Below are 21,737 nucleotides of genomic sequence, written 5' to 3' on the forward strand. Positions count from 1 at the left end.
GCAATTACGGCTGGCCGGTGGTCGAGGGAAAGACCGGCCCCAGACCCCCGCCAGGGGCGCTGCGCCCCCTGGACCCCCGCCAGGGGCTGCCCGTGCGGGCGGCAGCCCCCAGGTACGGAACCCCTCGACACCACCTCGTGCGTCAGGGAGACGGCGTTGGCGTGGGGGCCGGGTCCGTTTCCGGGACGCGGCGGCGCCGACGGCGTTTGAGGAGGGCCCAGGGACCTCGCGGACCCGTCGGCATGGCGGCCGTGACCTCCGTACCGGCCTCGGACGCAGCCTCCGCCGCGGCCCGCGCCACCGGCAGGAACCCTTCGCGACGCGAGACGTCCGGCCGCTCCTCCTCCGCCGGCCAGAGGCCCAGCGCCGCGCACATCGTGGGGAGGACGGCCATCGCCGCGGTGGCGTAGCCCTCGGCGGAGGGGTGGTAGTTGTCGGGGCCGAAGAGCTCGCGGGGGTTCGCCTCGAACTCGGGGCCCAGCAGGTCGCCCAACGAGACGGTACGGCCGCCCTGCTCGACCGTACCGATCGTCTGCGCCGCCGCCAGCTGGCGCGACGCCCGTCGGGCCAGCCACCGCAACGGCTGCTGGACCTGCTCGACCGTGCCCAGGTCGGGACAGGTGCCGACGACGACCTCCGCACCGGCGGTGCGCAGTCGGCGTACCGCCGCCGAGAGGTGGCGGACGGAGCGGGTGGGCGGCATGCGATGCGTCACATCGTTCGCGCCGATCATGATCACGCAGACGTCGGGCACCCGGGAGGTGTCCGCGAGCGCGAGCGCGACCTGCCGGTCGAGGTCGTCGGACTGGGCGCCGGGCAGTGCGACGTTGCAGAGTTCCACCGGGCGTTCGGCCACCGCCGCGAGGCCGGAGGCGAGCAGCGCGCCCGGGGTCTGGCGGGCCCGGTGCACGCCCTGTCCGGCCGCGGTCGAGTCGCCGAGCATGGTGAGCCGCAGCGGCGGCCCGTCCTGCCCGCTGTACATGTACCCGTACAGCCCGTCCGCGCGCGGCGGATTGCTGTGCCCGTTGCCCACATGGCGCTTCGCCAGCTGTACCTCGGCCAGCACGACACCGACCGCGGCGGCGCCGACCAGCCCGATCCCGCCGCCGCCGTACGCCGCGCCCGCCGCGATCCGCCGTGCCACCCTCGCCCTCGACAAGCTCGACATACGTCGCCGCCACCTCCTCGTAGCCGTACAACCACTGCTTGCCCCGTGGAGCAGGTCGGCCAATCTCAACGTCGAGTGAACGGTGACCCGGGGCCTTAGGCTGACGTGACCATCCCTTTTAGACGCAGCTCCGGAGACAACGGTGCAATTCCACGACTCGATGATCAGTCTCGTCGGCAACACCCCGCTGGTGAGGCTCAACAACGTGGCCGCAGGCATCCAGGCGACCGTCCTGGCGAAGGTTGAGTACTTCAACCCCGGCGGGTCCGTGAAGGACCGCATCGCCCTGCGCATGATCGAGGCCGCGGAGGAGAGCGGCGCCCTCAAGCCCGGCGGCACCATTGTGGAGCCGACCAGCGGAAACACCGGTGTAGGGCTTGCCATCGTGGCGCAGCAGAAGGGGTACAAGTGCATCTTCGTCTGCCCGGACAAGGTCTCCACGGACAAGATCAACGTGCTGCGGGCGTACGGGGCTGAGGTCGTCGTCTGCCCGACCGCTGTCGATCCCGAGCACCCGGACTCGTACTACAACGTCTCCGACCGGCTGGTGCGCGAGACCCCCGGTGCCTGGAAGCCCGACCAGTACTCCAACCCGAACAACCCCCTCTCGCACTATCACTCGACCGGCCCCGAGCTGTGGGAGCAGACGGACGGGCGGATCACCCACTTCGTGGCGGGCGTCGGCACCGGCGGCACCATCTCCGGCACCGGGCGCTACCTGAAGGACGCCAGCGACGGCAAGGTCCAGGTCATCGGCGCCGACCCCGAGGGGTCCGTGTACTCCGGCGGGTCCGGGCGGCCGTACCTCGTCGAGGGCGTCGGCGAGGACTTCTGGCCGACGGCGTACGACCGGACCGTCGCGGACGAGATCGTCGCGGTCTCGGACAAGGACTCCTTCCAGATGACGCGGCGGCTCGCGAAGGAAGAGGGCCTGCTGGTCGGCGGCTCCTGCGGGATGGCCGTCGTCGCGGCGCTGCGGGTGGCCGAGCGGCTCGGGCCCGACGACGTCGTGGTCGTGCTCCTCCCCGACAGCGGGCGCGGGTACCTCAGCAAGATCTTCAACGACGAGTGGATGGCCGACTACGGGTTCCTGGAGGACTCGGGTCCCAGCGCGCGCGTCGCTGACGTCCTGAACGACAAGGTGGCCGGCTCCATGCCGTCCCTCGTCCACATGCACCCGGACGAAACCGTCGGCCAGGCCATCGAGGTGCTGCGCGAGTACGGCGTCTCGCAGATGCCGATCGTCAAGCCCGGCGCCGGTCACCCGGACGTGATGGCCGCCGAGGTCGTCGGGTCGGTGGTCGAACGGGAGCTGCTCGACGCGCTGTTCAACCAGCGGGCCTCTCTGGACGACCCGTTGGAGAAGCACATGTCGGATCCGCTGCCGCAGGTCGGTTCCGGCGAACCGGTCGGGGACCTGATGTCCGTGCTCGGCAGTGCCGACGCGGCGATCGTGCTGGTGGAGGGAAAGCCCACCGGGGTGGTCAGCCGTCAGGACCTGCTGTCGTTCCTCGCCAAGGGTGGCGCCAAGCAGTAGGAGTGGGGCGCCGGACACCAGGAGCGCCGAGGTCTCCAGCTGCGGGTAAACGTGGGAGACAGGAAGAAATCTCCCGAAGTTCCCCTTCCGTGAGGGATCTTTCGGCTGTTTCGGCGGGGAACTTCGCGGAAGTGGTACGAGCGCGTCACGTCCGCGCAGCACCGGCTTAACACGGGTCCGGCACATTAGTGGGTGTCGGCAGGGCGGGAGCGGCTCCCCGCCCCGGCCGACACCGAAAACGGCGCCAAGGACCTCCGGAGCGGCTCCCGGACCTCCATGGACGCCATGGACGCGCAAGCCTGGCCCTGACCCGGCCCGCGTCCCTCGCGGGGACCGCCGTCGTCCCGCCCCCCGTCAACGGGGGTGCGGCGGTCCCCGCGCAACACGTGGGAAGGGCCCGGCACCTACAACAGGTTCCGGGCCCTTCCGCGTTGCTTACTCTTCCCAGTCCGAGTCCGACTTGCCCTTGCGGCGGCCGAAGAAGTCCGGGGACAGCCGCGCGGCCTGGACCACGTTGACCCCCACGATGCCGGCCCACGCGACCAGCAGGCCGGGCAGGTGTGCCACACCGCCGCCTATCGCGGAGAGGGGGATAGCCAGGACGAGTGAGACGATCCCGAACCCGAAGCGCTCGCCCCAGCTGTCGGATCCCTGCGGGGAGCGCGAGCCGCGGGCCACCACCATCTGCTGTTCGGCGAGTTGCCGTCGCACCCGGCGGTCGACCGCGCCATCGAGCTGCTGCTCGACCTTTTCCAGGAACGAGTCGACCAGCGCGGACTCGTACTCGTCGCCCAGCTCCCTGCGCGCGTGCAGAGTGGCGTCGAGCTCCTTCTTCAGTTCGGCGTCGTCGCGGGGTTCCCTACCAGTCATGAAGTTCAGGCTAGGGATCCGAAGACCCCGTGACACTGGGGACAGCCCCCCTGTTGAGGCTGGGCCACACCCCCGCCTCCGGCGGGAGCCATCAGGCGGTCTTTGTCAGGGTGGGCTACCGGCACGAGCATCAAGCACGCCGGCTACTTCTTCGTCAGCCCGTGCTGCCTGGCGTAGTCGTTCGCCACGTCCTCCGGGTCCTTCTTGTCCTTGTCCACCTGGCGGTTGAGCTCGGTGAGCTGGGCGGTGGTGAGGATGTTGCCGAGTTCGGCCAGGGCCTTGCGGACCGCGGAGTCGGCCTTGCGGTCGGCGATGAGGGGGACGATGTGCTGGCCGGGGATCAGGTTCTTGGGGTCGCTCAGGACCACCCAGTCGTTGGCCACGATGTCGGTGTCCGTGGTGAAGAGGTTCGCCACGTCGACGTCGCCCTTCTTCAGGGCGCCCTTGACCAGCGGCCCGGAGGAGTCGAGCGACTTGAACTCCTTGAACTCCACCCCGTACACGTCCTTCAGGCCTACCGCGCCGACCTCGCGCTTCTTCACCTCGGGCGCGGCGCCGATGATCAGCTTGCCGTTATGTTTCTTCAGGTCGGCGAGGGAGGTCAGCCCGTACTTCTTCGCCGTCTCCTGGGTGACCGCGAAGGCGTCCGAGTCCTCGGCCATGCCGTAGGGGAGGATCTGCAGGCCCGCCGGGAGGGCGACGGCGAGGGCGTTCTGCATCTCGCCCTCCTCCGTGGCCGTCGCCTTGGGGGAGAGGTAGTGCAGCAGGGCGCCCTGGTACTCGGGCAGCAGGTCGATGTCACCGCCCCTGAGGGCGGGGATGAGGATCTCGCGGGTGCCGAGGTTGGGGCGGACGGTCGTCTTGATGCCGGCCGCTTCCAGGGTGGCGGCGTAGAGGTAGCCGAGCACCTGGTTCTCGGTGAAGTTGGCGGTGCCGATGGTGATGCCGTCCGCACTGGAGCCACCGCCGCCCGCGGCGGACCCGCCGCCGTCGAGCGAGGTGACGCCGCTGCTGCACGCGGACAGGACGGGGACGGAGACGGCCGCTCCGGCGAGCGCGCCGAGGAGGGTACGACGATTCATGGCTGGGGTGCTCCTAGGCGGGGCGGTGGCGGAAGAGGATGCGCTGGAGCGCGGACAGAGCGAGGTCCAGGACGACGGCGATCACGGCGACCAGCACCGCGCCGCCGAGCACCTGCACCAGGTCGCGCTGGGCGAGACCGTCGAAGACGTAGCGACCCAGGCCTCCGAAGGAGACGTACGCGGCGATCGTGGCCGTCGCGACCACCTGGATCAGCGCGAGCCGCAGGCCCGTCATGATCAGCGGGAGCGCGAGAGGCAGCTCGACCTGGAACAGGACCTGGTGCCAGCGCATGCCCTGGCCGCGCGCGGCGTCCTTGATGTCCGGGTCGACGGCGGTCATGCCGGCGTACGTGTTCGTCACGATCGACGGGACCGCGAGCGCGACCAGCGCGATGTACACCGGCCACATCGACAGGCCGCTGGCCAGGAAGACGAGCACGACCAGGCCGACGGTCGGCAGCGCGCGGCCGAACGACGCCAGGTTGATCGCGAGGAAGGCGCCGCGGCCGGTGTGGCCGATCAGCAGGCCCAGGGGGAGCGCGATCGCGGCCGCGACGAGCGTGGCGAGCAGGGAGTACTGGAGGTGCTCGGCGAGGCGGTGTGCGATGCCGTCGCTGCCGGACCACTGGTCGCCGTCGACCAGCCACTTGCCGAGGTCTTTGAACAGTTCGTACATGTCAGGCTCGCCGCCTCGTCCACGGGGTGAGTACGTACTGGATCGCGACCAGCAGTGCGTCCGCGACCAGGGCCAGCAGCAGGGTCAGTACGACGCCGACGATCACCGGCGTCGGGAAGTTGCGCTGGAAGCCGTCCGTGAAGAGCTGGCCGAGTCCGCCGTCGCCGATGTACGTGGCGACGGAGACCAGCGAGATCGACATGACCGTCGCGATCCGGACGCCCGCCATGATCACCGGGAGGGCGAGGGGGAGTTCGACGGTGAGGAGGGTGCGCAGCGGGCGGGTGCCCATGGCCTTCGCGGCCTCCTTCGTCCTCACCGGGACGGAGTCGAGGCCCTCGACCGTGTTCCGGAGCAGGACGACGAGCGTGTAGATCGTCAGGCCGATGACGGTGGTGGTGCGGGTGAGACCGGACACCGGCAGCAGGAGCACGAAGATCGCGATCGACGGGATCGTGAACAGGACGTTCGAGAGCCCGAGGAGCAGGCCGCGCAGGGGGCGGATCCGGTGCGCGACCACGGCCAGCGGGAGGGAGATCAGCAGACCGAAGAAGACGGCGGAGAGCGCGGCTTGGAGGTGGGACACCGTGAGGGTGGTGAGGTCGTCGGTGTGGTCGCCTATCCACGACCAGTCGATGGTCATATGGCGACGCTCGCGGAGGCGTGGGCCCGGCCGGCCTGCTCGTGGATCTCGTCGCGGGAGGTCACACCGGTGAGCGCGCCGCTCGCGTCGACACGTGCCACCAGACCGGTGGGGGAGGCGATCGACTCGTTGAGGGCCGACAGCAGGGAGTCGGTGTCCTTGAGCGGCCGTACGGGGAGTTCGGCGTCGTCGGCCTTGGAGCGCCAGCTCTGCGGCTTGCGCGCCTCATCGAGTACGAGGGTCCAGGCGCCGCCCTCGGGAGCGGGGGCCTGGGGGACGTCTTCCAGGGTCTTCAGCGAGAGGAGCTTCAGGCCGCGCTCGGCGCCCAGGAAGTCGGCGACGAAGCCGTCCGCGGGGCGGGCCAGCAGTTCGGCGGGCTCGGCGCACTGCACCAGGTGCCCGCCGGTGCGGAAGACGGCGATCTGGTCGCCGAGCCGGACCGCCTCGTCGATGTCGTGTGTGACGAAGACGATGGTCTTGCTCAGCTCCTTCTGGAGCCTGAGCAGCTCGTCCTGGAGCTGGGTGCGCACGACCGGGTCGACCGCGCCGAAGGGTTCGTCCATGAGCAGGACGGGCGGGTCGGCGGCGAGCGCGCGGGCCACGCCGACGCGCTGCTGCTGGCCGCCGGAGAGCTGGTGCGGGTACCGCTTGCCCGCGTCGGCGGCGAGACCGACGGTCTCCAGGAGCTCGGCCGCTCTGGCCCGTGCCTTCTTGCGGCCCCAGCCGAGGAGCAGCGGCACGGTGGCGATGTTGTCGAGCACCGTGCGGTGCGGGAAGAGCCCGGACTGCTGGATGACGTAGCCGATGGATCGGCGCAGGTCGGCGGCGTCCTGTTCCAGGATGTCCTTGCCGCCGACGCGGATGGTGCCGGAGGTCGGATCGACCATCCGGTTGACCATCCTGAGCGTGGTGGTCTTACCGCAACCGGAAGATCCGACGAGGACGGTCACGCCGCCTTCCGGCATCTCCAGAGAGAGGTCGTGGACTGCGGTGGTGCCATTGGGGAAGCGCTTGTGGACCGTGTCGAACTGGATCATGAGGTGTCCCTTGCCCGGTCTGCATATCGTCATGCAGAGTTCTCTGTATCTGAATAGGTTGTCAACGGTCCAGCGTTAATCGCCGGTTACTTATGACCGTTAAGCAGGATCCAATGTCCGGATTGAGGGGAGTTTGGGCTTTATGTCGTCTCGGAATGTGGACGCGTCGAGTGCGGTGACCGCGGGCATCGTGGTTCTCGACGGGTGCAGCACCGGCGTCGCCGACGTGGTGCGGCTCGCCGACGGGGCCGCGCGGCCGGTCCCCGGCACCGAGGCGATGAAGCGCGTCGAGGAGGCCTGGGACGCGGCCCGGCAGATCGCCGCGACCGGCCGAGTGTACGGGCGCTCCACCGGCGTCGGCGCCAACCGGAACGAGGATGTGCCGACCGAGGCCGCCGCCGAGCACGGCCTGCGCCTGCTGCGCAGCCACGCAGGCGCCATCGGCGAGGAGCTCCCCGCCCGCCAGGTCCGGGCGATGCTCGCCGTGCGTGCCAACCAGCTCCTCGCGGGCGGCGCGGGCCTGCGGCCCACCGTCGTCACGGCCCTCTGCGAGGCGCTGGAGAACGGCGCGTATCCCGTCGTCAACGAGTTCGGGTCGGTCGGCACCGGGGACATCGCGGCGCTGGCGCAGCTGGGGCTGGCACTGGTGGGGGAGCATCCGTGGCGGGGGCCGGAGGGCAGGGTGTGGGCGCCGGGGGGCGAAGGCTCTGGGCGCGGGGCCGTCGCTTGGGGGCCCGCGGACGGGGTGGTTGCGGATGAGGCGCCCGCGGGCGGGGTGCCTGCGGCTGACGTGGCTGCGGCTGACGTGGCCGGGGTGCCTGCCGCTGATGCCCCGCACGGCCTCGCTCCCGAGCCTCAGTCCCTCGACAACAATGACGCGCTCGCGCTGATCAGCAGCAATGCGCTGACCCTCGGACAGGCCGCCCTCGCCCTGCACGAGCTGCGGGGACTGATCGCGGCCACGCAGATCGTCGCCGCCCTGTCACTGCTGGCCGTCGACGGGTCGCACGAGGCGTACGCGGCCCCCGTGCACGCCGCGCGGCCGCACAAGGGGTCGACCGAAGTGGCGCGGCGCATGCGGGAGTTGATCGGGGCGGCGGACCGGCCCACCCCGCCGCTCGGGCGGATCCAGGACCCGTACGGCTTCCGCTGCGTCCCGCAGATCCACGGCCCCGCGCACGACGCGGCGGACGCCCTCGAGGGCGTCCTCGCCGTCGAGATCAACGCCGCCGCCGAGAACCCCCTCATCTCGCCCGAGGACATGGCCGCGTACCACCACGGCGGCTTCTATCAGGCCCAACTCGCCCTTGCCCTGGACCACTTCAGGCTGGCCGTGACGCAGGTGGCGCGTCTGTCCACGTCCAGGCTCTCCACCCTCAACGAACCCGCTTACACCCGCCTGCGCCCCTTCCTCGCCGACCACGAGCCCGCGTCCTCCGGCGTGATGATCCTGGAGTACGCCGCCGGAGCCGCCCTCGGTGATCTGCGGGCCTTCTCCGCGCCCGCCTCGCTCGGCCACGCTGTACTCTCCCGGGGCGTCGAGGAACAGGCGAGCTTCGCCTCGCTCGCCGCACGGCAGACACTGCGAGCGTGCGGTGCCTACCGTCTTGTCGTCGGCTGTGAGCTCGTCGCCGCCGTGCGGGCGCTGCGCCAGCGCGATCTGCGGCCCGATCCGGAGCTGCCGGTCGGGCGGGCGCTGGAGCTGGCCGAGTCGGTGCTCGGCCCGGACCAGGCCGACCGGCCGCTCACGGACGACGTGACGGCGGCGGCCGCACTGCTCGACCGGTTCACGGACATCTGGAGGGGGAGCGAGTCGTGAGCGTGGACAGGGACATGAGCGCCGACACGGACGTCAGTGCGGACAAGAGCGTGAACGGGAACGTGACGGACAGTCCCGCCGGGCGCCTGCAGGCGCTCTTCGAGGGGCACCGGCTGACACCGACCCAGCGGCGCATCGCGCACAGCATGGTGCGGCGGGCCGCCGACGTGCCGTTCCTGTCGAGCGTCGAGCTCGCGGAGCTGGCCGGGGTCAGCCAGCCGTCCGTCACCCGCTTCGCGGTCGCGCTCGGCTTCGACGGCTACCCGGCGCTGCGCAAACACCTGCGCGAGGTCGCGCCCGCCGAACAGACGGTGGACTCGGGGTCGTACAACGAATACCAGCAGGCCGTCGAGGCCGAGATCGCGAACCTGAGGCATCTCGCGGAGGTGCTGGCCGACCCGCGCCCGGTGCAGCGCGCCGGACGGCTGCTGGCCGCCTCGCGCCCGCTTCCGGTCCTCGGGCTGCGAGCGGCGGCCTCCCAGGCGTACGGCTTCGCGTACTTCGCCGCCAAGGTCCACCCGGACGTGCGGCTGCTGGACGACGGCGGCACGATGCTGCACGACCGCATCGACGCGGCCGTGCACGCCGGGGCCACCGCGCTGCTGTGCTTCGCGCTGCCCCGCCACCCGCGTGAGGTCGTGGAGTCCCTCGCCTACGCGAAGGAGGCGGGGCTGAAGGTGGTCACGGTCGCGGACTCCGCATTCGCGCCGGTGGCGAAGGTCTCGGATCTCCTCCTTCCCGCCGCTGTCGGCACCGGCCTCGCCTTCGACACGGCCTGTGCCCCGATGCTCCTCGGCCGTGTCCTCCTCGAGGCCATGTGCGACGACCTGCCGGACGCCCAGGCGAGGCTGGAGGAGTTCGACGTACGGGCCACGGCGCGGAGCCTGTTCGTGGAGTAGGGAATCGGGGGTGTCTCCGGGGCCTGTACGGCCTGTGTGACCTGTGTTCTCAGATTCGTCTCACCTTCGGTCGTTAGCGTGCGCGGCCGAAGACGCTGAGAGAGCAGGGACAGGAACGGGAGGCGGAGCGTGGCGCGCGGAGGGCAGGGGCTGGCTCGGGTGGCGGTCGTCGTACGGGCCGGGGCCGCACCGGTGTGGTGGTTCGGGGTGTTCGCGGCCGGTATCGGGGTGCTGGTGCCGGGGTTGACCGGGCGCCGGATCGGGGTGATGGCCGGGGCGGTGCTGTTCATCGTGGCGGCCGCCGTGGTGACGTACTCCCGGCGGAAGCGGTACGTCGCCCTGGTCCGCTCCGCCGCGCGCGCGAGCAAGCACGATGTGCTCCAGGACCGGGCCGTGACGATACGCAACTGGCGCCGGGGCCACCGCTGGTGGCTGCTGCTCGCCTTCGTGGCCGCGCTCGGCAGCTCCTTCGTGGTGCCCGCCGCGGGCGGCATGCTGCTCGCCGGTGCGGGCGTCGGTCTGTGGCTGAAGGCCGGCCGGCTCGGGCGCCGCGAGCGTGCCGAGGAGGCGCTGATCTGGGTGCGGGTGGACTGGCTCGGCCGGGGCGCCGGTGCCCCCGTAGGCAAGCCGGTCAAGGCCTTCCGGGCCACCGGGGTCGCGGCCGGCGACGCCGCGCCCGGAGGAGCGCGACGCCGCTGACCCGATCGGACCCGCTACACCTCCAGGTCCGCCTCGATCCTCTTCAACTGATGCCGGGCCATCGCCAGGTTGGACCGCTTGGCGTCGAGCACCACGTACAGGAAGAGCCCGTTGCCGCCGCGCCCCTTGATCAGCCGGATCAGGTGGTACTGGTCGGACAGCGTGATCAGGATGTCCTCGATCTCGCCCTTCAGCCCGAGGTGCTCCATGGTGCGGAGCTTGGCGCGTACGACATCGGTGTTGCCGGCCGCCGCGACGGTGAGGTCGAAGCCCTTGCTGCCGCCGATCGTGCCCAGCGCCATTCCACTGGTGTAGTCGACGAGGGCGGCTCCGGTCGCGCCCTCGATGGAGGCCAGCGCCTCTTTCAGAGCGGTTTCGGTGTTGGTCATGACGTGGTCCTTTCCTTCAGGTTTCAGTTCGACTTGCCGATCGGTTTTCGATCAACTTTCGGATGCGGTCGGGGTGTTGGGGGTAGGGGTCGTGGGTCTACGGGGCATGCCGCGCGCCGTGCGGGAGCGCGAGGGGGCCGGGGCGGCCCGCGCGGGAGGGGTGACCAGTTCGCCGCGCGCCGTCGCGGCCTCCACGAGCTCGCCGATCCGGGTCCCGGAGCGGCGCCCCTCCAGATGCAGCCTGCCGACGTTGACCCGGTCCTGGGCCAGCAGCGTGAGCACGGCGGAGGCACCCGCCGCGTACGTCGCCACATAGCCGTTGACACCACGCACGAGCAACTCGCGGAACTCGCCCTGCCCGGTGGCGTCCGCCATCCGCAGGGCCACCCCCAGCGCGGCCGCGGTGAGCGCGGCCACGCCCTCGGGCTCCACTCCGGGCGTGTCATGGGCGAGCACGAGGCCGTCGACGCTCGCCGCCAGGGCGCCGGTCAACTGGGGCACGCGGGCCCTCAACCGGTGGAGTTCGTCGAGGACTTCGGGTTCCGCCGCCATCAGTAGTCTCCTCTCGGCACGCTGTCGCAGCGCGCGGATCACAGGGCCTCCCGCCGTTCCGGCATCGCAGGGACCTCCCGCGGGACCGGGGTCACAGTGCCTCCAGCGCGTCTCGGAGCCGGCGCAGCAGGGCGACGTCGGGATCGGCGGAGGACTGGGTGAGCACACTGGGTACCGGCGCCCGCTCCGGCGGGGTCGCCGCCGTCACGATCCCGGCGGCGGCCAGCCGGCGGACGTCGACCAGGGTGTGGAACGCGGGCCGCCCCAGCGCGAGCGAGATGTCCGCCGCCGTACGCAGGCCGTCCACCCGGCCGAGTACGGCCTCCTGGCGGATCGGGACCGACGGCTCGGCGGCGCGACGGGAGCGCACCAGCGGCGCCGTGTCCGTCGCCGGGTCGGGCCAGACCCGGTGCAGCAGCTCGCGGCGGCGCAGCGTCTCCCGCTCCAGGGCGGCCACCGGTACGGGGCGCACCGGGCCGAGCCAGTGCGCGGCCCCGTACCGGAAGCGGGCCGGGGCGCTGCTCGGCCCGAGCACGAAGTACGCCGCGTCGTACAGCGCCCCGAGATGGCACAGCTCAAGCGCGCCCTCGGCGATCCGGCCGTTGTCGACCAGGAACCGGCCGACCCGGCGCCGTGCCCCGGCCTCGGCGACCGCCTCCCGCCAGGCCTCGGCCGCCAGGACCCCGCGCGCGGTGAGCAGCACGTCGAGCCCGGGGGTGGCGGGGCTCTCGGCGTGCACGACCGTCCCGTCGGCGAGGTAGAGCACGCCGTGTTCGCGTACGAGGACGCCGGTGGCCCGCTCGGTGGCGAGCCGGTTGAGCATGGGCGAGACACCGGCACCGGGGCCGCCCGCCGTCCCGTCGCGCGCGGGAATGTCGAGCGCGGGAGGAGTTCTGACCGCCGTCATCCCAGCACCAGCCGTCCGGCCATCTCGCCCAGCCGGATCCGGGCCAGTGCGAGGTTGCCTTCCTCGCGGCCCAGCCACAGATGCAGGAACACGCTGCTGTCGAACGTGGTCCTGACGAACCGCAACAGGTGGTAGCTGTCCCGGTTGCTGATGATCAGGTCCTCGACCGGTGTCTCCTGCTCGGACCAGTCGGAACCGTCCGCCGGGGCGAACGCCCGGTGTTCCGCGGCGAGCCGGGCGAGCTCGGCGGCCTCGGCTGCGGTCGTCTCGTGGTCACCGCCCGGCGCGTCCCCGACGGTGCCCAGGGCCAGGCCGCTGGTCCAGTCGACCACCGAGGCACCCCGGGCACCGGGCACTCTCATGGCTTCCAGTAGGCACTCGTCGATTCCGGGCACCGTGTATCCCCTCCCACCAAGGGTTCGGCCGAGTGACGCCGAAGTTACGCAACGTGTGCGCGAGGGGTGAGGCTTCCGGCATTTTCCTGTGGAACATGCGCGCGGTGACTAAGGTGGGTCAACTGACCATATTTTCTGTCCGGTTGGGGTGGCGCGGGGGCTGATGAGGCGGTCTTGAGGGCGCGCAAGGCCGCACGATGGGGCGTTCGCCGATCCATCGGGGCGCACGCGCTCCCGACTGCGCCCTGCCCTACATGCCTGTGAGCGCCGACGCCTGGGCTCCGCCCGATTCCGTGACGATCTCGTCGAGGGTCTGGGGCTCCCGTACGACCGCGAAACGTGCCCCGGTTTCCGGGTCCGGTGTGAAGCCGTAAATGCCGGGGCGGGCCAGGGAGTTGTAGGAGTAGTGGTGCGCGAAGTAGTAGGCGCCGGTGTCCAACACGGCCGCGTAGTCGCCCTGTTCGAGCAGGGGGAGCGTGCGTCCCTCGGCGAGCAGGTCGCCCGCGAAACAGGCGGGACCCGCGATGTCCTGCACCACCTCGGCCCCCGACTTGGGGCGCCCCTTCGCGTCGTACGCGGCGATACGCAGCGGCCAGGACGCGGGCGCGTACACCGTACGGGCCGCGATCTGCACCCCGGCGTGGGTGACGGCGACGGCCCGGCCCCCGGCGGACTTCGCGTACTCGACCCGTGCGACCGCACTCCCGTGCTTGGCGAGCAGTGAGCGCCCGAACTCGGTGACCAGCCCGTACCGCCCGTCGAAGAGCCCCGGTACGGCCTCCGCCAGCAGTCGCGCGTACTGCGCGTACGTCGGGGTGGTGGCGTCGGAGCCGAAGTTGACCGGCAGTCCGCCGCCGATGTCGAGCGTGTCGATCTGCTGCCGCCCGACATGCCGGTTGACCTCCTCGGCGAGCGCGTACGTCTCCGCGATCCCCCGCGCCATCAGCGAGAGCGGGATGCCCTGCGACCCGGTGTGCGCGTGCAGCCGGGTCAGCCAGGGGCGGTCGGCGTACGCCTGGACGATCCACTCCCGGGCACCCTCGTCGCGCAGTGCGACGCCGAACTTCGAGGTCGCCGTCGCGGTGGAGAGCGCCTCGATGGAACCCCCGCCGACCTGCGGGTTCACCCGGATTCCGATGGGGGAGGCGGGGCGCTCGGACCCCAGTAGCGCGTCGATACGGCTGAGCTCCTGGGGATTGTCCGCGTTGACGGCGATGCCCAGTGTCAGTGCCTCGCGCAGTTCGGCGGTCGTCTTGGCGGGGGAGTCGAGCACGGTACGGGACGGTGGCACGCCGGCCGCCCGCGCGAGGGCGAGCTCGCCCGGGCTCGCCACCTCGGCGCCGATGCCGTGCTCGTACAGCAGCCGCAGTACGGGCACGAGCGGGGTCGCCTTCACCGCGAAGGCGTGCAGTACGGGCGTGCCCGGCGCCGCCACCGCGTCGAAGGCGGCCCGCAGCTCGGCCGCCGAGGCCTTGATGCCGGGGACGTCGAGGAGGGCGACGATGGGGGTCCCGGGTCCCAGCAGTCCCTGCTCCACGGCGGCCCGCACCGCTTCGTCGCGCCGCGAGACGCGATCGAGGCGCGAACGCGCGACGAGATCGGGGCGCGAGCGCGAGGCGCGATCGGAGTGCGGATCGGAGTGTGACTCGCCCTCGCCCGGTGGAGACACCTCGGCCCCACTCGCCCAGTCGCCCACCGAATCCCCCGGCCTGTCCCTGTCTGCGCCCATACATCCCAGCCAAACATCCGTGGCGCGCACGCGCGTGGCCTACGCACCTATTGACTAGTTCTATTCAGGAAGACAGGATGTGAATAGCTACTGCAACAGTCGGCAAAGGACTACAAGGACTACTGCGACAGTCCGCATAGGAGGCAGACCATGTCAGGACCCCGCCCCGTACGAGCGCCGCGCGGTACGGAACTGAGCGCCCTGGGATGGCAGCAGGAAGCCGCCCTGCGGATGCTGCAGAACAACCTCGACCCCGAGGTCGCCGAACACCCCGACAAGCTCGTCGTCTACGGCGGCACCGGCAAGGCCGCCCGTGACTGGCGCTCCTTCGACGCCATGGTGCGCACGCTGCGGACCCTCAAGCAGGACGAGACGATGCTCGTCCAGTCCGGCCGTCCCGTCGGCGTCATGCAGACCCACGAGTGGGCCCCGCGCGTCCTCATCGCCAACTCCAACCTGGTCGGCGACTGGGCGAACTGGGAGGAGTTCCGGCGCCTTGAGCAGCTGGGCCTGACCATGTACGGCCAGATGACGGCCGGTTCCTGGATCTACATCGGCACCCAGGGCATCCTCCAGGGCACCTACGAGACCTTCGCCGCCGTCGCCGCGAAGAAGTTCAACGGCACCCTCGCCGGCACCATCACGCTGACCGCCGGTCTCGGCGGCATGGGCGGCGCCCAGCCGCTCGCCGTGACGATGAACGACGGCGTCGCGATCTGTATCGACGTCGACCCGCGCGCCATCGAGCGCCGCATCGAGCACCGCTACCTGGATGTGAAGGCAGACTCCCTGGAGCACGCCCTCCAGCTCGCCGTCGAGGCCCGCGACCAGCGTAAGCCGCTCTCCATCGGCCTCCTGGGCAACGCCGCCGAACTGCTGCCCCGGATGCTCGCCGAGGGCGCCCCCATCGACATCGTGACCGACCAGACCTCGGCCCACGACCCGCTGTCCTACCTCCCCGTCGGCGTCGACTTCGACGACATGGCCGCGGCCGCCGCCAAGGACCCGGCGGGCTTCACCAGCCGCGCTCGCGAGTCCATGGCCAAGCACGTCGAGGCGATGGTCGGCTTCATGGACGCCGGCGCCGAGGTCTTCGACTACGGCAACTCGATCCGCGGCGAGGCCCAGCTCGCCGGGTACGAGCGGGCGTTCGCCTTCCCCGGCTTCGTCCCCGCCTACATCCGCCCGCTCTTCTGCGAGGGCAAGGGCCCCTTCCGCTGGGCCGCTCTCTCCGGTGACCCGCAGGACATCGCCAAGACCGACAAGGCGATCCTCGACCTCTTCCCGGAGAACGAGTCCCTGCACCGCTGGATGAAGATGGCGGGGGAGAGGGTCCACTTCCAGGGCCTCCCGGCCCGTATCTGCTGGCTCGGCTACGGCGAGCGCGACAAGGCCGGCGAGCGCTTCAACGACATGGTCGCGAGCGGCGAACTCGCCGCCCCCCTGGCCATCGGCCGCGACCACCTCGACTGCGGCTCCGTCGCCTCCCCGTACCGCGAGACGGAGGCCATGCTCGACGGCTCCGACGCGATCGCCGACTGGCCGCTCCTGAACGCCATGGTGAACGTCGCCTCCGGTGCCTCCTGGGTCTCCATCCACCACGGCGGCGGTGTCGGCATGGGCCGCTCCATCCACGCCGGCCAGGTCTCCGTCGCGGACGGCACCAAGCTCGCCGGCGAGAAGATCCGCCGCGTCCTCACGAACGACCCCGGCATGGGTGTCATCCGCCACGTCGACGCCGGCTACGACATCGCCGAGTCGGTCGCCGACGAGCGCGGTGTGCGGGTGCCGATGCGCGAGGGTGACGACGCGTGACCTTCCACAGCATGTGGGCGGAGCTGCTGCCGATCGGCCGCAGCTCCGCCTCCGGGGGGTACCGGAGGTTCGCGTGGACGACCGCCGACGCCGACTGCCGGGCCTGGTTCCGGGCACAGGCCGAGTCACGCGGACTGACCTACGAACTGGACCGGAACGGCAACCAGTGGGCCTGGCTCGGCGACCCCGCCGCAGGGGACGCCGTCGTCACCGGGTCCCACCTGGACTCCGTGCCCGACGGCGGCGCCTTCGACGGGCCCCTCGGAGTCGTGTCCTCCTTCGCCGCCCTGGACGAACTGCGCGCCCGCGGCGTCGAGTTCACCCGTCCCCTCGCCATCGTCAACTTCGGTGACGAGGAGGGTGCCCGCTTCGGGCTCGCCTGCGTCGGCTCCCGGCTGGCCGCCGGACAGCTCACCGTCGAGCAGGCGCACCGGCTGACCGACGCCGACGGCATCACGCTCCCGCAGGCCATGGAGGCCGCCGGATACGACCCCGGCACCATCGGCCCGGACCCCGAGCGCCTCTCCCGCATCGGCGCCTTCGTCGAACTGCATGTGGAACAGGGCCGCGCCCTCGACCTGAGCGGCGACCAGGTCGGCATCGCCAGCGCCATCTGGCCGCACGGCCGCTGGCGTTTCGACTTCCGGGGCGAGGCCAACCACGCGGGCACCACCCGGCTCGTGGACCGCCGCGACCCGATGCTGTCCTACGCCGAGACAGTGCTCGCCGCCCGCCGGGAGGCCCAGCTCGCCGGTGCCGTCGCCACCTTCGGCAAGATCTCCGTCGAGCCGAACGGCGTGAACGCCATCCCCTCCCTCGTCCGCGGCTGGCTCGACTCCCGCGCCGCCGACCAGCCGACTCTCGACACGGTCGTCACCGGCGTCGAGAAGGCGGCCCGCGAGTACGCGGACGCACACGGCGTCGAACTCGACGTCGTCCGCGAATCGTTCACCCCCGTCGTCGAGTTCGAGCACGCCCTGCGCGACGAGCTCGCCCGCATCCTCGGCAAGGACACCGACACTCCTCTCAAGGTGCCCGTCCTGGGGACCGGGGCCGGACACGACGCCGGAATCCTCTCCGGGACCGTCCCGACCGCCATGCTGTTCGTACGCAACCCCACGGGTGTCTCGCACTCCCCGGCCGAGTACGCCGCCGAGGACGACTGCGAGGCTGGGGTGACCGCACTCGCCGATGTACTCGAAGGGCTGGCCTGCAGGTGACGCAGACGTACTGGCTTGAACACGCCTGGCTCGACACCAACGTCGAGCCGGGCGTCGCCCTGGACGTGACGGACGGCCGCATCACCGCCGTCCGCACCGGTGTCGACACCCCGCCCCCCGGCGCCGAGATCCTCCGCGGACTCACCCTCCCCGGTCTCGCCAACGCCCACTCGCACGCCTTCCACCGCGCCCTGCGCGGCACCGTCCAGGTCGGCTCCGGCACCTTCTGGACCTGGCGCGAGATCATGTACTCCTTCGCGGACCGGCTGACCCCGGAGACCTACCACGCACTCGCCCGCGCCGTGTACGCGGAGATGGCGCTGGCCGGCATCACGGCCGTCGGCGAGTTCCACTACGTGCACCACGCCCCCGGCGGCACCCCGTACGCCGACCCGAACGCGATGGGCGAGGCGCTCATCGCCGCGGCGGGCGAGGCCGGGATCCGGATCACCCTCCTCGACACGGCCTACCTCTCCGCCGGCTTCGGACAGCCGCCCAACCGGCACCAACTCCGCTTCTCCGACGGCACGGCCGACGCCTGGGCGCAACGCTCTTCACTTCTCAAGGACCAGGATCACGCACGGATCGGTGCGGCCATCCACTCCGTACGGGCCGTGCCGGCCGGGCAGTTGGAGACGGTCGCGCGCTGGGCCGAGGAGCGGCGGGCCCCGCTCCATGTGCACCTGTCGGAGCAGACGGCGGAGAACGACGCCTGCCAGGAAGCGCACGGCTGCACGCCCACCCGGCTGCTCGCCGACCACGGAGTCCTCGGCCCGCGCACGACCGGCGTCCACAGCACGCACCTCACGGACGAGGACATCGCCCTGCTCGGCGGCTCCACGACCGGCACCTGCATGTGTCCCACCACCGAGCGCGACCTCGCCGACGGCATCGGCCCCGCCGTCGCCCTCCAGCACGCGGGCTCGCCGCTCTCCCTCGGCTCCGACAGCCACGCCGTCATCGACCTCCTCGAAGAGGCCCGCGCGATGGAGCTGAACGAGCGCCTGCGCACCCGCACCCGCGGTCACTGGACGGCGGCCGCCCTCCTGCGCGCCGCCTCCGCTGACGGCCACGCGGCCCTGGGCTGGGACGACGCGGGCACCCTCGAACCGGGCGCGCTCGCCGACTTCACGACGATCGCCCTCGACTCGGTCAGAACAGCGGGACCGCTTCCGCGACTCGGTGCCGAGACGGCCGTATTCGCCGCGACAGCCGCTGACGTGCGCCACACGATCGTGGGCGGTCGGCACGTCGTACGAGACGGTGCGCACACCCTCGTACCGCAGGTGCCGACAGCCCTCGCGGACGCCATCGACGCCCTGCGTGCCTGACCCGCAGTCCCGCCACCCATGAGGACGCCATGAGCAGCACCACTACCGTCATCACCAACATCGCCAGTCTGGTCACCAACGATCCCTCCCTCGGTGACGGGTCGCCCCTCGGTCTGATCCAGGACGCGGCCGTCGTCATCGACGGCGACCGCATCGCGTGGACCGGTGAAACAAGCAAAGCACCCGCCACTGACAATCGGGTCGACGCCGGGGGCCGGGCCGTGATCCCGGGCTTCGTGGACTCCCACTCGCACCTCGTCTTCGCGGGCGACCGTACCCAGGAGTTCAACGCCCGCATGTCGGGCCGCAGCTACACGGCGGGCGGCATCCGTACGACGGTGGCGGCGACGCGCGCCGCGACCGACGCGGAACTGGAGGCGAACCTCCTCCGTTACCTCGACGAGGCGCTCCGCCAGGGCACCACCACCTTCGAGACGAAGTCGGGCTACGGACTCACGGTCGAGGACGAGGCCCGCGCGCTGCGCATCGCCTCGGCGCACACCGACGAGGTCACCTACCTCGGCGCGCACATCGTCTCCCCGGACTACGCCGAGGACCCTGCCGCGTACGTGGCCCTGGTGACCGGCGAGATGCTCGACGCCTGCGCCCCGTACGCCCGTTGGGTCGACGTCTTCTGCGAGAAGGGCGCCTTCGACGGCGACCAGGCCCGCGCGATCCTCACGGCGGGCAAGGCGAAAGGCCTGCACCCGCGCGTCCACGCCAACCAGCTCTCGTACGGCCCCGGCGTCCAGCTCGCCGTGGAACTGGACGCGGCGAGCGCCGACCACTGCACGCACCTGACGGACGCGGACGTGGACGCCCTGGCCAACAGTCGGACGGTCGCGACCCTGCTCCCGGGTGCGGAGTTCTCCACGCGCGCCGAGTGGCCCGACGCCCGGCGGATCCTGGACGCGGGCGTGACCGTAGCCCTCTCCACCGACTGCAACCCGGGTTCGTCCTTCACCTCGTCCGTCCCGTTCTGCATCGCGCTGGCGGTACGGGACATGGGGATGACCCCCGACGAGGCCGTCTGGTCCGCCACGGCGGGCGGCGCGGCGGCCCTGCGCCGCGACGACATCGGCCGCCTCACCGTCGGCGCCCGCGCCGACCTGACCCTTCTGGACGCGCCCAGCCACGTCCACCTCGCCTACCGCCCGGGCGTGCCGCTGGTCACCGGTGTCTGGCGGCGGGGCGTGCGCGAGGTCTGAGCCGCCCCCTTCCGGTCAGGGTGCGCTCGCTCCCGCCCTCCACCGCTGCTCCGCGCCCCCGCTGAGCGGCAGCAGGGACAGGCCGTTGCCATTGCCGTCGCCCGGAGAGACCGCGGTGGCGATGGCGATGGCCGGGCGGATCACGCCGTCGTCGTCCACCGTGAACCCCAGGTTCTCTCCGTTGCTGCCGTCGACCGATGCGCACTCCCAGATCCCGACGCCGTTGTCCACGGAGCCGCGGCTGTCCAGGCACAGGTCGGAGTCGGCGTACGACTGAAGGACGCCGCGCCCGGAGTCGACCCGCCACAGCTGGGTGAGGGCCGAGGTGCAGGGGGCGGTGACGACGTCCGTGCCCTTCTCCAGGTAGCCGTCGCGGATGTCCAGGCACCGGCCCGAAGAGACGTTCACCACCTGGGCGTAGGCACCGCTCGGCGGATACGTCGGGGAGCGCGTGGGGGACGGCGGGGCCGGGCGTGCCGTTTTCGACGGCGTCGAACTCCTCGTGGGCGACGGGGACTTGGTGGTCGGTGAAGCCGACGGGGCGGAGGCGGTCGCCGAGGGAGTCGTGGAGACCGTCGCCGTCACCGTCACCGGCGGTGGACCGGCCGGGGTGTCGACCGAGCCCGCCGCGCCCGTGGACGGGGACGACGAGCCGCCCGACGGCAGCAGGAAGAGCAGCAACGGGGCCAGGGCCACGCCGAGCGCCGCCGAGGCCAGGACGACACGGCGGGACGGTGGCCAAACCCCCGTCATCGCACCTGTGGTGGCCTGCGTGGCGGTGGGCATGGGCATGGGCATGGGCATGGGCATGGGCGTGGGCGTCGGTGCAGGCGTCCTTGCCGTGACCCGATCCGGCGTCGTCCGCGTGGTGGCCCTCGACCCGCTCGCGTCGTTCATGACGTACGCCGTCCCCGCCCACGGCAGCAGGCCCTCGGCCAGGGCGGTGCGCGGGGTGTCCCGTAGCGCGGACAGCTCCTCGTACGCCGTCGTGCAGTGGGCGCAGTGCGCCATATGGGCGTCCAGATCCGAGCTGTAACGGGGGTTGTCGGGCCGTACCGACTCCTCGATCAGCCGGCGGAAGTCCCCGCAGCGCGGATCGTCGGAGGCGGCGAGACGGGACTTCAGACAGGCCTGGCCCATGGACTGGAGCGCCCGGTCCGTTCCGTAGGCCACTGCCACGTCCTGGGTGAGGCCCAGCAGGGTGGCCGTCCGGTCCTCGGACTCCCGTTCCACGACTCGGTACCAGATCAGGCCCTGAGCGCGGGACGGGAGGGACCGGAACGCCGTGAGCATCGGCGGGACGGGACCGTCGGGACCTGCCGTGTTCCGTACGAGGAGCAGACCGGCGTCGAGGCCGGCGGCCCGTTCGTCCGTGGCCCACGACGCGGCCACCCGCTCGGTCAGCAGCAGGAGGTGGCAGCGCCACGGGACGCCGGGGTCGGTGCCGCGGGCCGCCTCCCGGGCGGCGAGGGTGAACGCCTGTGCCGCGAGCTGCCGTGCCGTGGTCCCGCTCGTGGTGCACAGGCGGGCGTAGGCGAGGACCGCCGGGCGGTGGCGGCCGCGGAGCTCTCGCAGGGCCGGATAGACGGTGGGCGTGTCGGCGCCCAGCAGTTCGGTCAGCCGCGCGTCGGACGCGCCCGCGAGCTCGCGGGCACCTTCGGGCTCGGCATCGTTGTCGGCTTGGTCGCCCTGTGCCATCCTTGCGCCTCCTCGCACCTCGTACGACCGTTCCCTGTACTGACGTACCAGCCAGTTTGGGGT

At 71.6% G+C, this 21,737-nt stretch carries 20 protein-coding genes; 8 read left to right on the forward strand and 12 right to left on the reverse strand.

Features of this window, described 5'->3' with window-relative positions:
• Positions 1-142: 142 nt before the first annotated feature.
• Positions 143-1,168: an SGNH/GDSL hydrolase family protein gene (locus AB0D57_RS21885; RefSeq protein WP_362075264.1), complete on the reverse strand. Its 1,026-nt coding sequence runs from the start codon at positions 1,166-1,168 to the stop codon at positions 143-145.
• Positions 1,169-1,310: 142 nt separating this feature from the next.
• Here AB0D57_RS21885 and AB0D57_RS21890 point away from each other — a divergent pair, with 142 nt between their 5' ends.
• Positions 1,311-2,705 carry a cystathionine beta-synthase gene (locus AB0D57_RS21890; RefSeq protein ID WP_362075267.1) on the forward strand — a complete coding sequence of 465 codons (1,395 nt, stop codon included), beginning with the start codon at positions 1,311-1,313 and terminating at the stop codon, positions 2,703-2,705.
• 435 nt (positions 2,706-3,140) lie between these two features.
• Here the strand turns inward: AB0D57_RS21890 and AB0D57_RS21895 are convergent, their stop codons facing one another.
• From AB0D57_RS21895 to AB0D57_RS21915, 5 genes are all read right to left on the reverse strand, one after another.
• Entirely contained in the window at positions 3,141-3,575 is a 435-nt protein-coding gene (locus AB0D57_RS21895) for a hypothetical protein (protein ID WP_362075270.1), read from the reverse strand.
• Between the two features lie 143 nt (positions 3,576-3,718).
• Positions 3,719-4,657, reverse strand: a complete 939-nt coding sequence (locus AB0D57_RS21900; RefSeq protein WP_362075273.1) for an ABC transporter substrate-binding protein — start codon at positions 4,655-4,657, stop codon at positions 3,719-3,721.
• A 13-nt stretch (positions 4,658-4,670) separates the two neighbouring features.
• Positions 4,671-5,333, reverse strand: a complete 663-nt coding sequence (locus AB0D57_RS21905; RefSeq protein WP_362075276.1) for an ABC transporter permease — start codon at positions 5,331-5,333, stop codon at positions 4,671-4,673.
• A 1-nt stretch (position 5,334) separates the two neighbouring features.
• The gene (locus tag AB0D57_RS21910) at positions 5,335-5,976 is read right to left on the reverse strand and encodes an ABC transporter permease (protein WP_362075279.1); all 642 of its coding nucleotides are present in this window, start codon (positions 5,974-5,976) and stop codon (positions 5,335-5,337) included.
• Entirely contained in the window at positions 5,973-7,013 is a 1,041-nt protein-coding gene (locus tag AB0D57_RS21915; protein WP_362075282.1) for an ABC transporter ATP-binding protein, read from the reverse strand. Before AB0D57_RS21915 ends, AB0D57_RS21910 begins: the two co-directional genes overlap by 4 nt.
• Positions 7,014-7,155: 142 nt before the next feature.
• Between AB0D57_RS21915 and AB0D57_RS21920 the strand changes: the two genes are divergently transcribed.
• The 3 genes from AB0D57_RS21920 (at position 7,156) to AB0D57_RS21930 (ending at position 10,430) form a co-directional block, all read left to right on the forward strand.
• Positions 7,156-8,832 (forward strand): aromatic amino acid ammonia-lyase, encoded by a 1,677-nt coding sequence (locus tag AB0D57_RS21920; RefSeq protein WP_362075285.1) that lies wholly within the window; start codon positions 7,156-7,158, stop codon positions 8,830-8,832.
• 14 nt (positions 8,833-8,846) lie between these two features.
• A complete protein-coding gene (locus tag AB0D57_RS21925) occupies positions 8,847-9,731 on the forward strand; it encodes a MurR/RpiR family transcriptional regulator (protein WP_362075456.1) in 885 nt (294 codons plus the stop codon).
• 129 nt (positions 9,732-9,860) lie between these two features.
• Positions 9,861-10,430, forward strand: a complete 570-nt coding sequence (locus AB0D57_RS21930; protein WP_362075288.1) for a hypothetical protein — start codon at positions 9,861-9,863, stop codon at positions 10,428-10,430.
• A gap of 14 nt (positions 10,431-10,444) precedes the next feature.
• Here AB0D57_RS21930 and AB0D57_RS21935 read toward each other — a convergent pair whose 3' ends face one another.
• The 5 genes from AB0D57_RS21935 to AB0D57_RS21955 form a co-directional block, all read right to left on the reverse strand.
• Positions 10,445-10,819 (reverse strand): hypothetical protein, encoded by a 375-nt coding sequence (locus AB0D57_RS21935; protein ID WP_362075291.1) that lies wholly within the window; start codon positions 10,817-10,819, stop codon positions 10,445-10,447.
• 51 nt (positions 10,820-10,870) lie between these two features.
• A complete protein-coding gene (locus tag AB0D57_RS21940) occupies positions 10,871-11,371 on the reverse strand; it encodes a roadblock/LC7 domain-containing protein (RefSeq protein WP_362075294.1) in 501 nt (166 codons plus the stop codon).
• A gap of 91 nt (positions 11,372-11,462) precedes the next feature.
• A complete protein-coding gene (locus AB0D57_RS21945; protein ID WP_362075459.1) occupies positions 11,463-12,194 on the reverse strand; it encodes a transcriptional regulator in 732 nt (243 codons plus the stop codon).
• An 80-nt stretch (positions 12,195-12,274) separates the two neighbouring features.
• The gene (locus AB0D57_RS21950) at positions 12,275-12,673 is read right to left on the reverse strand and encodes a hypothetical protein (protein ID WP_362075297.1); all 399 of its coding nucleotides are present in this window, start codon (positions 12,671-12,673) and stop codon (positions 12,275-12,277) included.
• 250 nt (positions 12,674-12,923) lie between these two features.
• Complete coding sequence (locus AB0D57_RS21955; protein WP_362075300.1) at positions 12,924-14,402, reverse strand: diaminopimelate decarboxylase; 1,479 nt, start codon at positions 14,400-14,402, stop codon at positions 12,924-12,926.
• Between the two features lie 150 nt (positions 14,403-14,552).
• Here AB0D57_RS21955 and hutU point away from each other — a divergent pair, with 150 nt between their 5' ends.
• Genes hutU through hutI form a run of 4 tightly spaced genes read left to right on the forward strand, consistent with a single transcriptional unit; the run spans position 14,553 to position 19,976 of the window.
• Positions 14,553-16,217, forward strand: a complete 1,665-nt coding sequence (gene hutU / locus AB0D57_RS21960) for a urocanate hydratase (protein WP_362075303.1) — start codon at positions 14,553-14,555, stop codon at positions 16,215-16,217.
• Positions 16,214-17,437: an allantoate amidohydrolase gene (locus AB0D57_RS21965; RefSeq protein WP_362075306.1), complete on the forward strand. Its 1,224-nt coding sequence runs from the start codon at positions 16,214-16,216 to the stop codon at positions 17,435-17,437. The genes hutU and AB0D57_RS21965 overlap by 4 nt, the downstream gene beginning before the upstream one ends.
• On the forward strand, positions 17,428-18,768 hold the full coding sequence (locus AB0D57_RS21970) for a formimidoylglutamate deiminase (RefSeq protein WP_362075462.1): 1,341 nt from the start codon (positions 17,428-17,430) through the stop codon (positions 18,766-18,768). The genes AB0D57_RS21965 and AB0D57_RS21970 overlap by 10 nt, the downstream gene beginning before the upstream one ends.
• Before the next feature lie 29 nt (positions 18,769-18,797).
• A complete protein-coding gene (hutI, locus tag AB0D57_RS21975) occupies positions 18,798-19,976 on the forward strand; it encodes an imidazolonepropionase (protein ID WP_362075309.1) in 1,179 nt (392 codons plus the stop codon).
• A 15-nt stretch (positions 19,977-19,991) separates the two neighbouring features.
• On the opposite strand, the gene AB0D57_RS21980 is transcribed toward hutI, so the two are convergent.
• The gene (locus AB0D57_RS21980; RefSeq protein WP_362075312.1) at positions 19,992-21,674 is read right to left on the reverse strand and encodes an RICIN domain-containing protein; all 1,683 of its coding nucleotides are present in this window, start codon (positions 21,672-21,674) and stop codon (positions 19,992-19,994) included.
• Positions 21,675-21,737: the final 63 nt, after the last annotated feature.

The organism is Streptomyces sp. NPDC048275, from assembly GCF_040652275.1.
GTDB lineage: Bacteria > Actinomycetota > Actinomycetes > Streptomycetales > Streptomycetaceae > Streptomyces.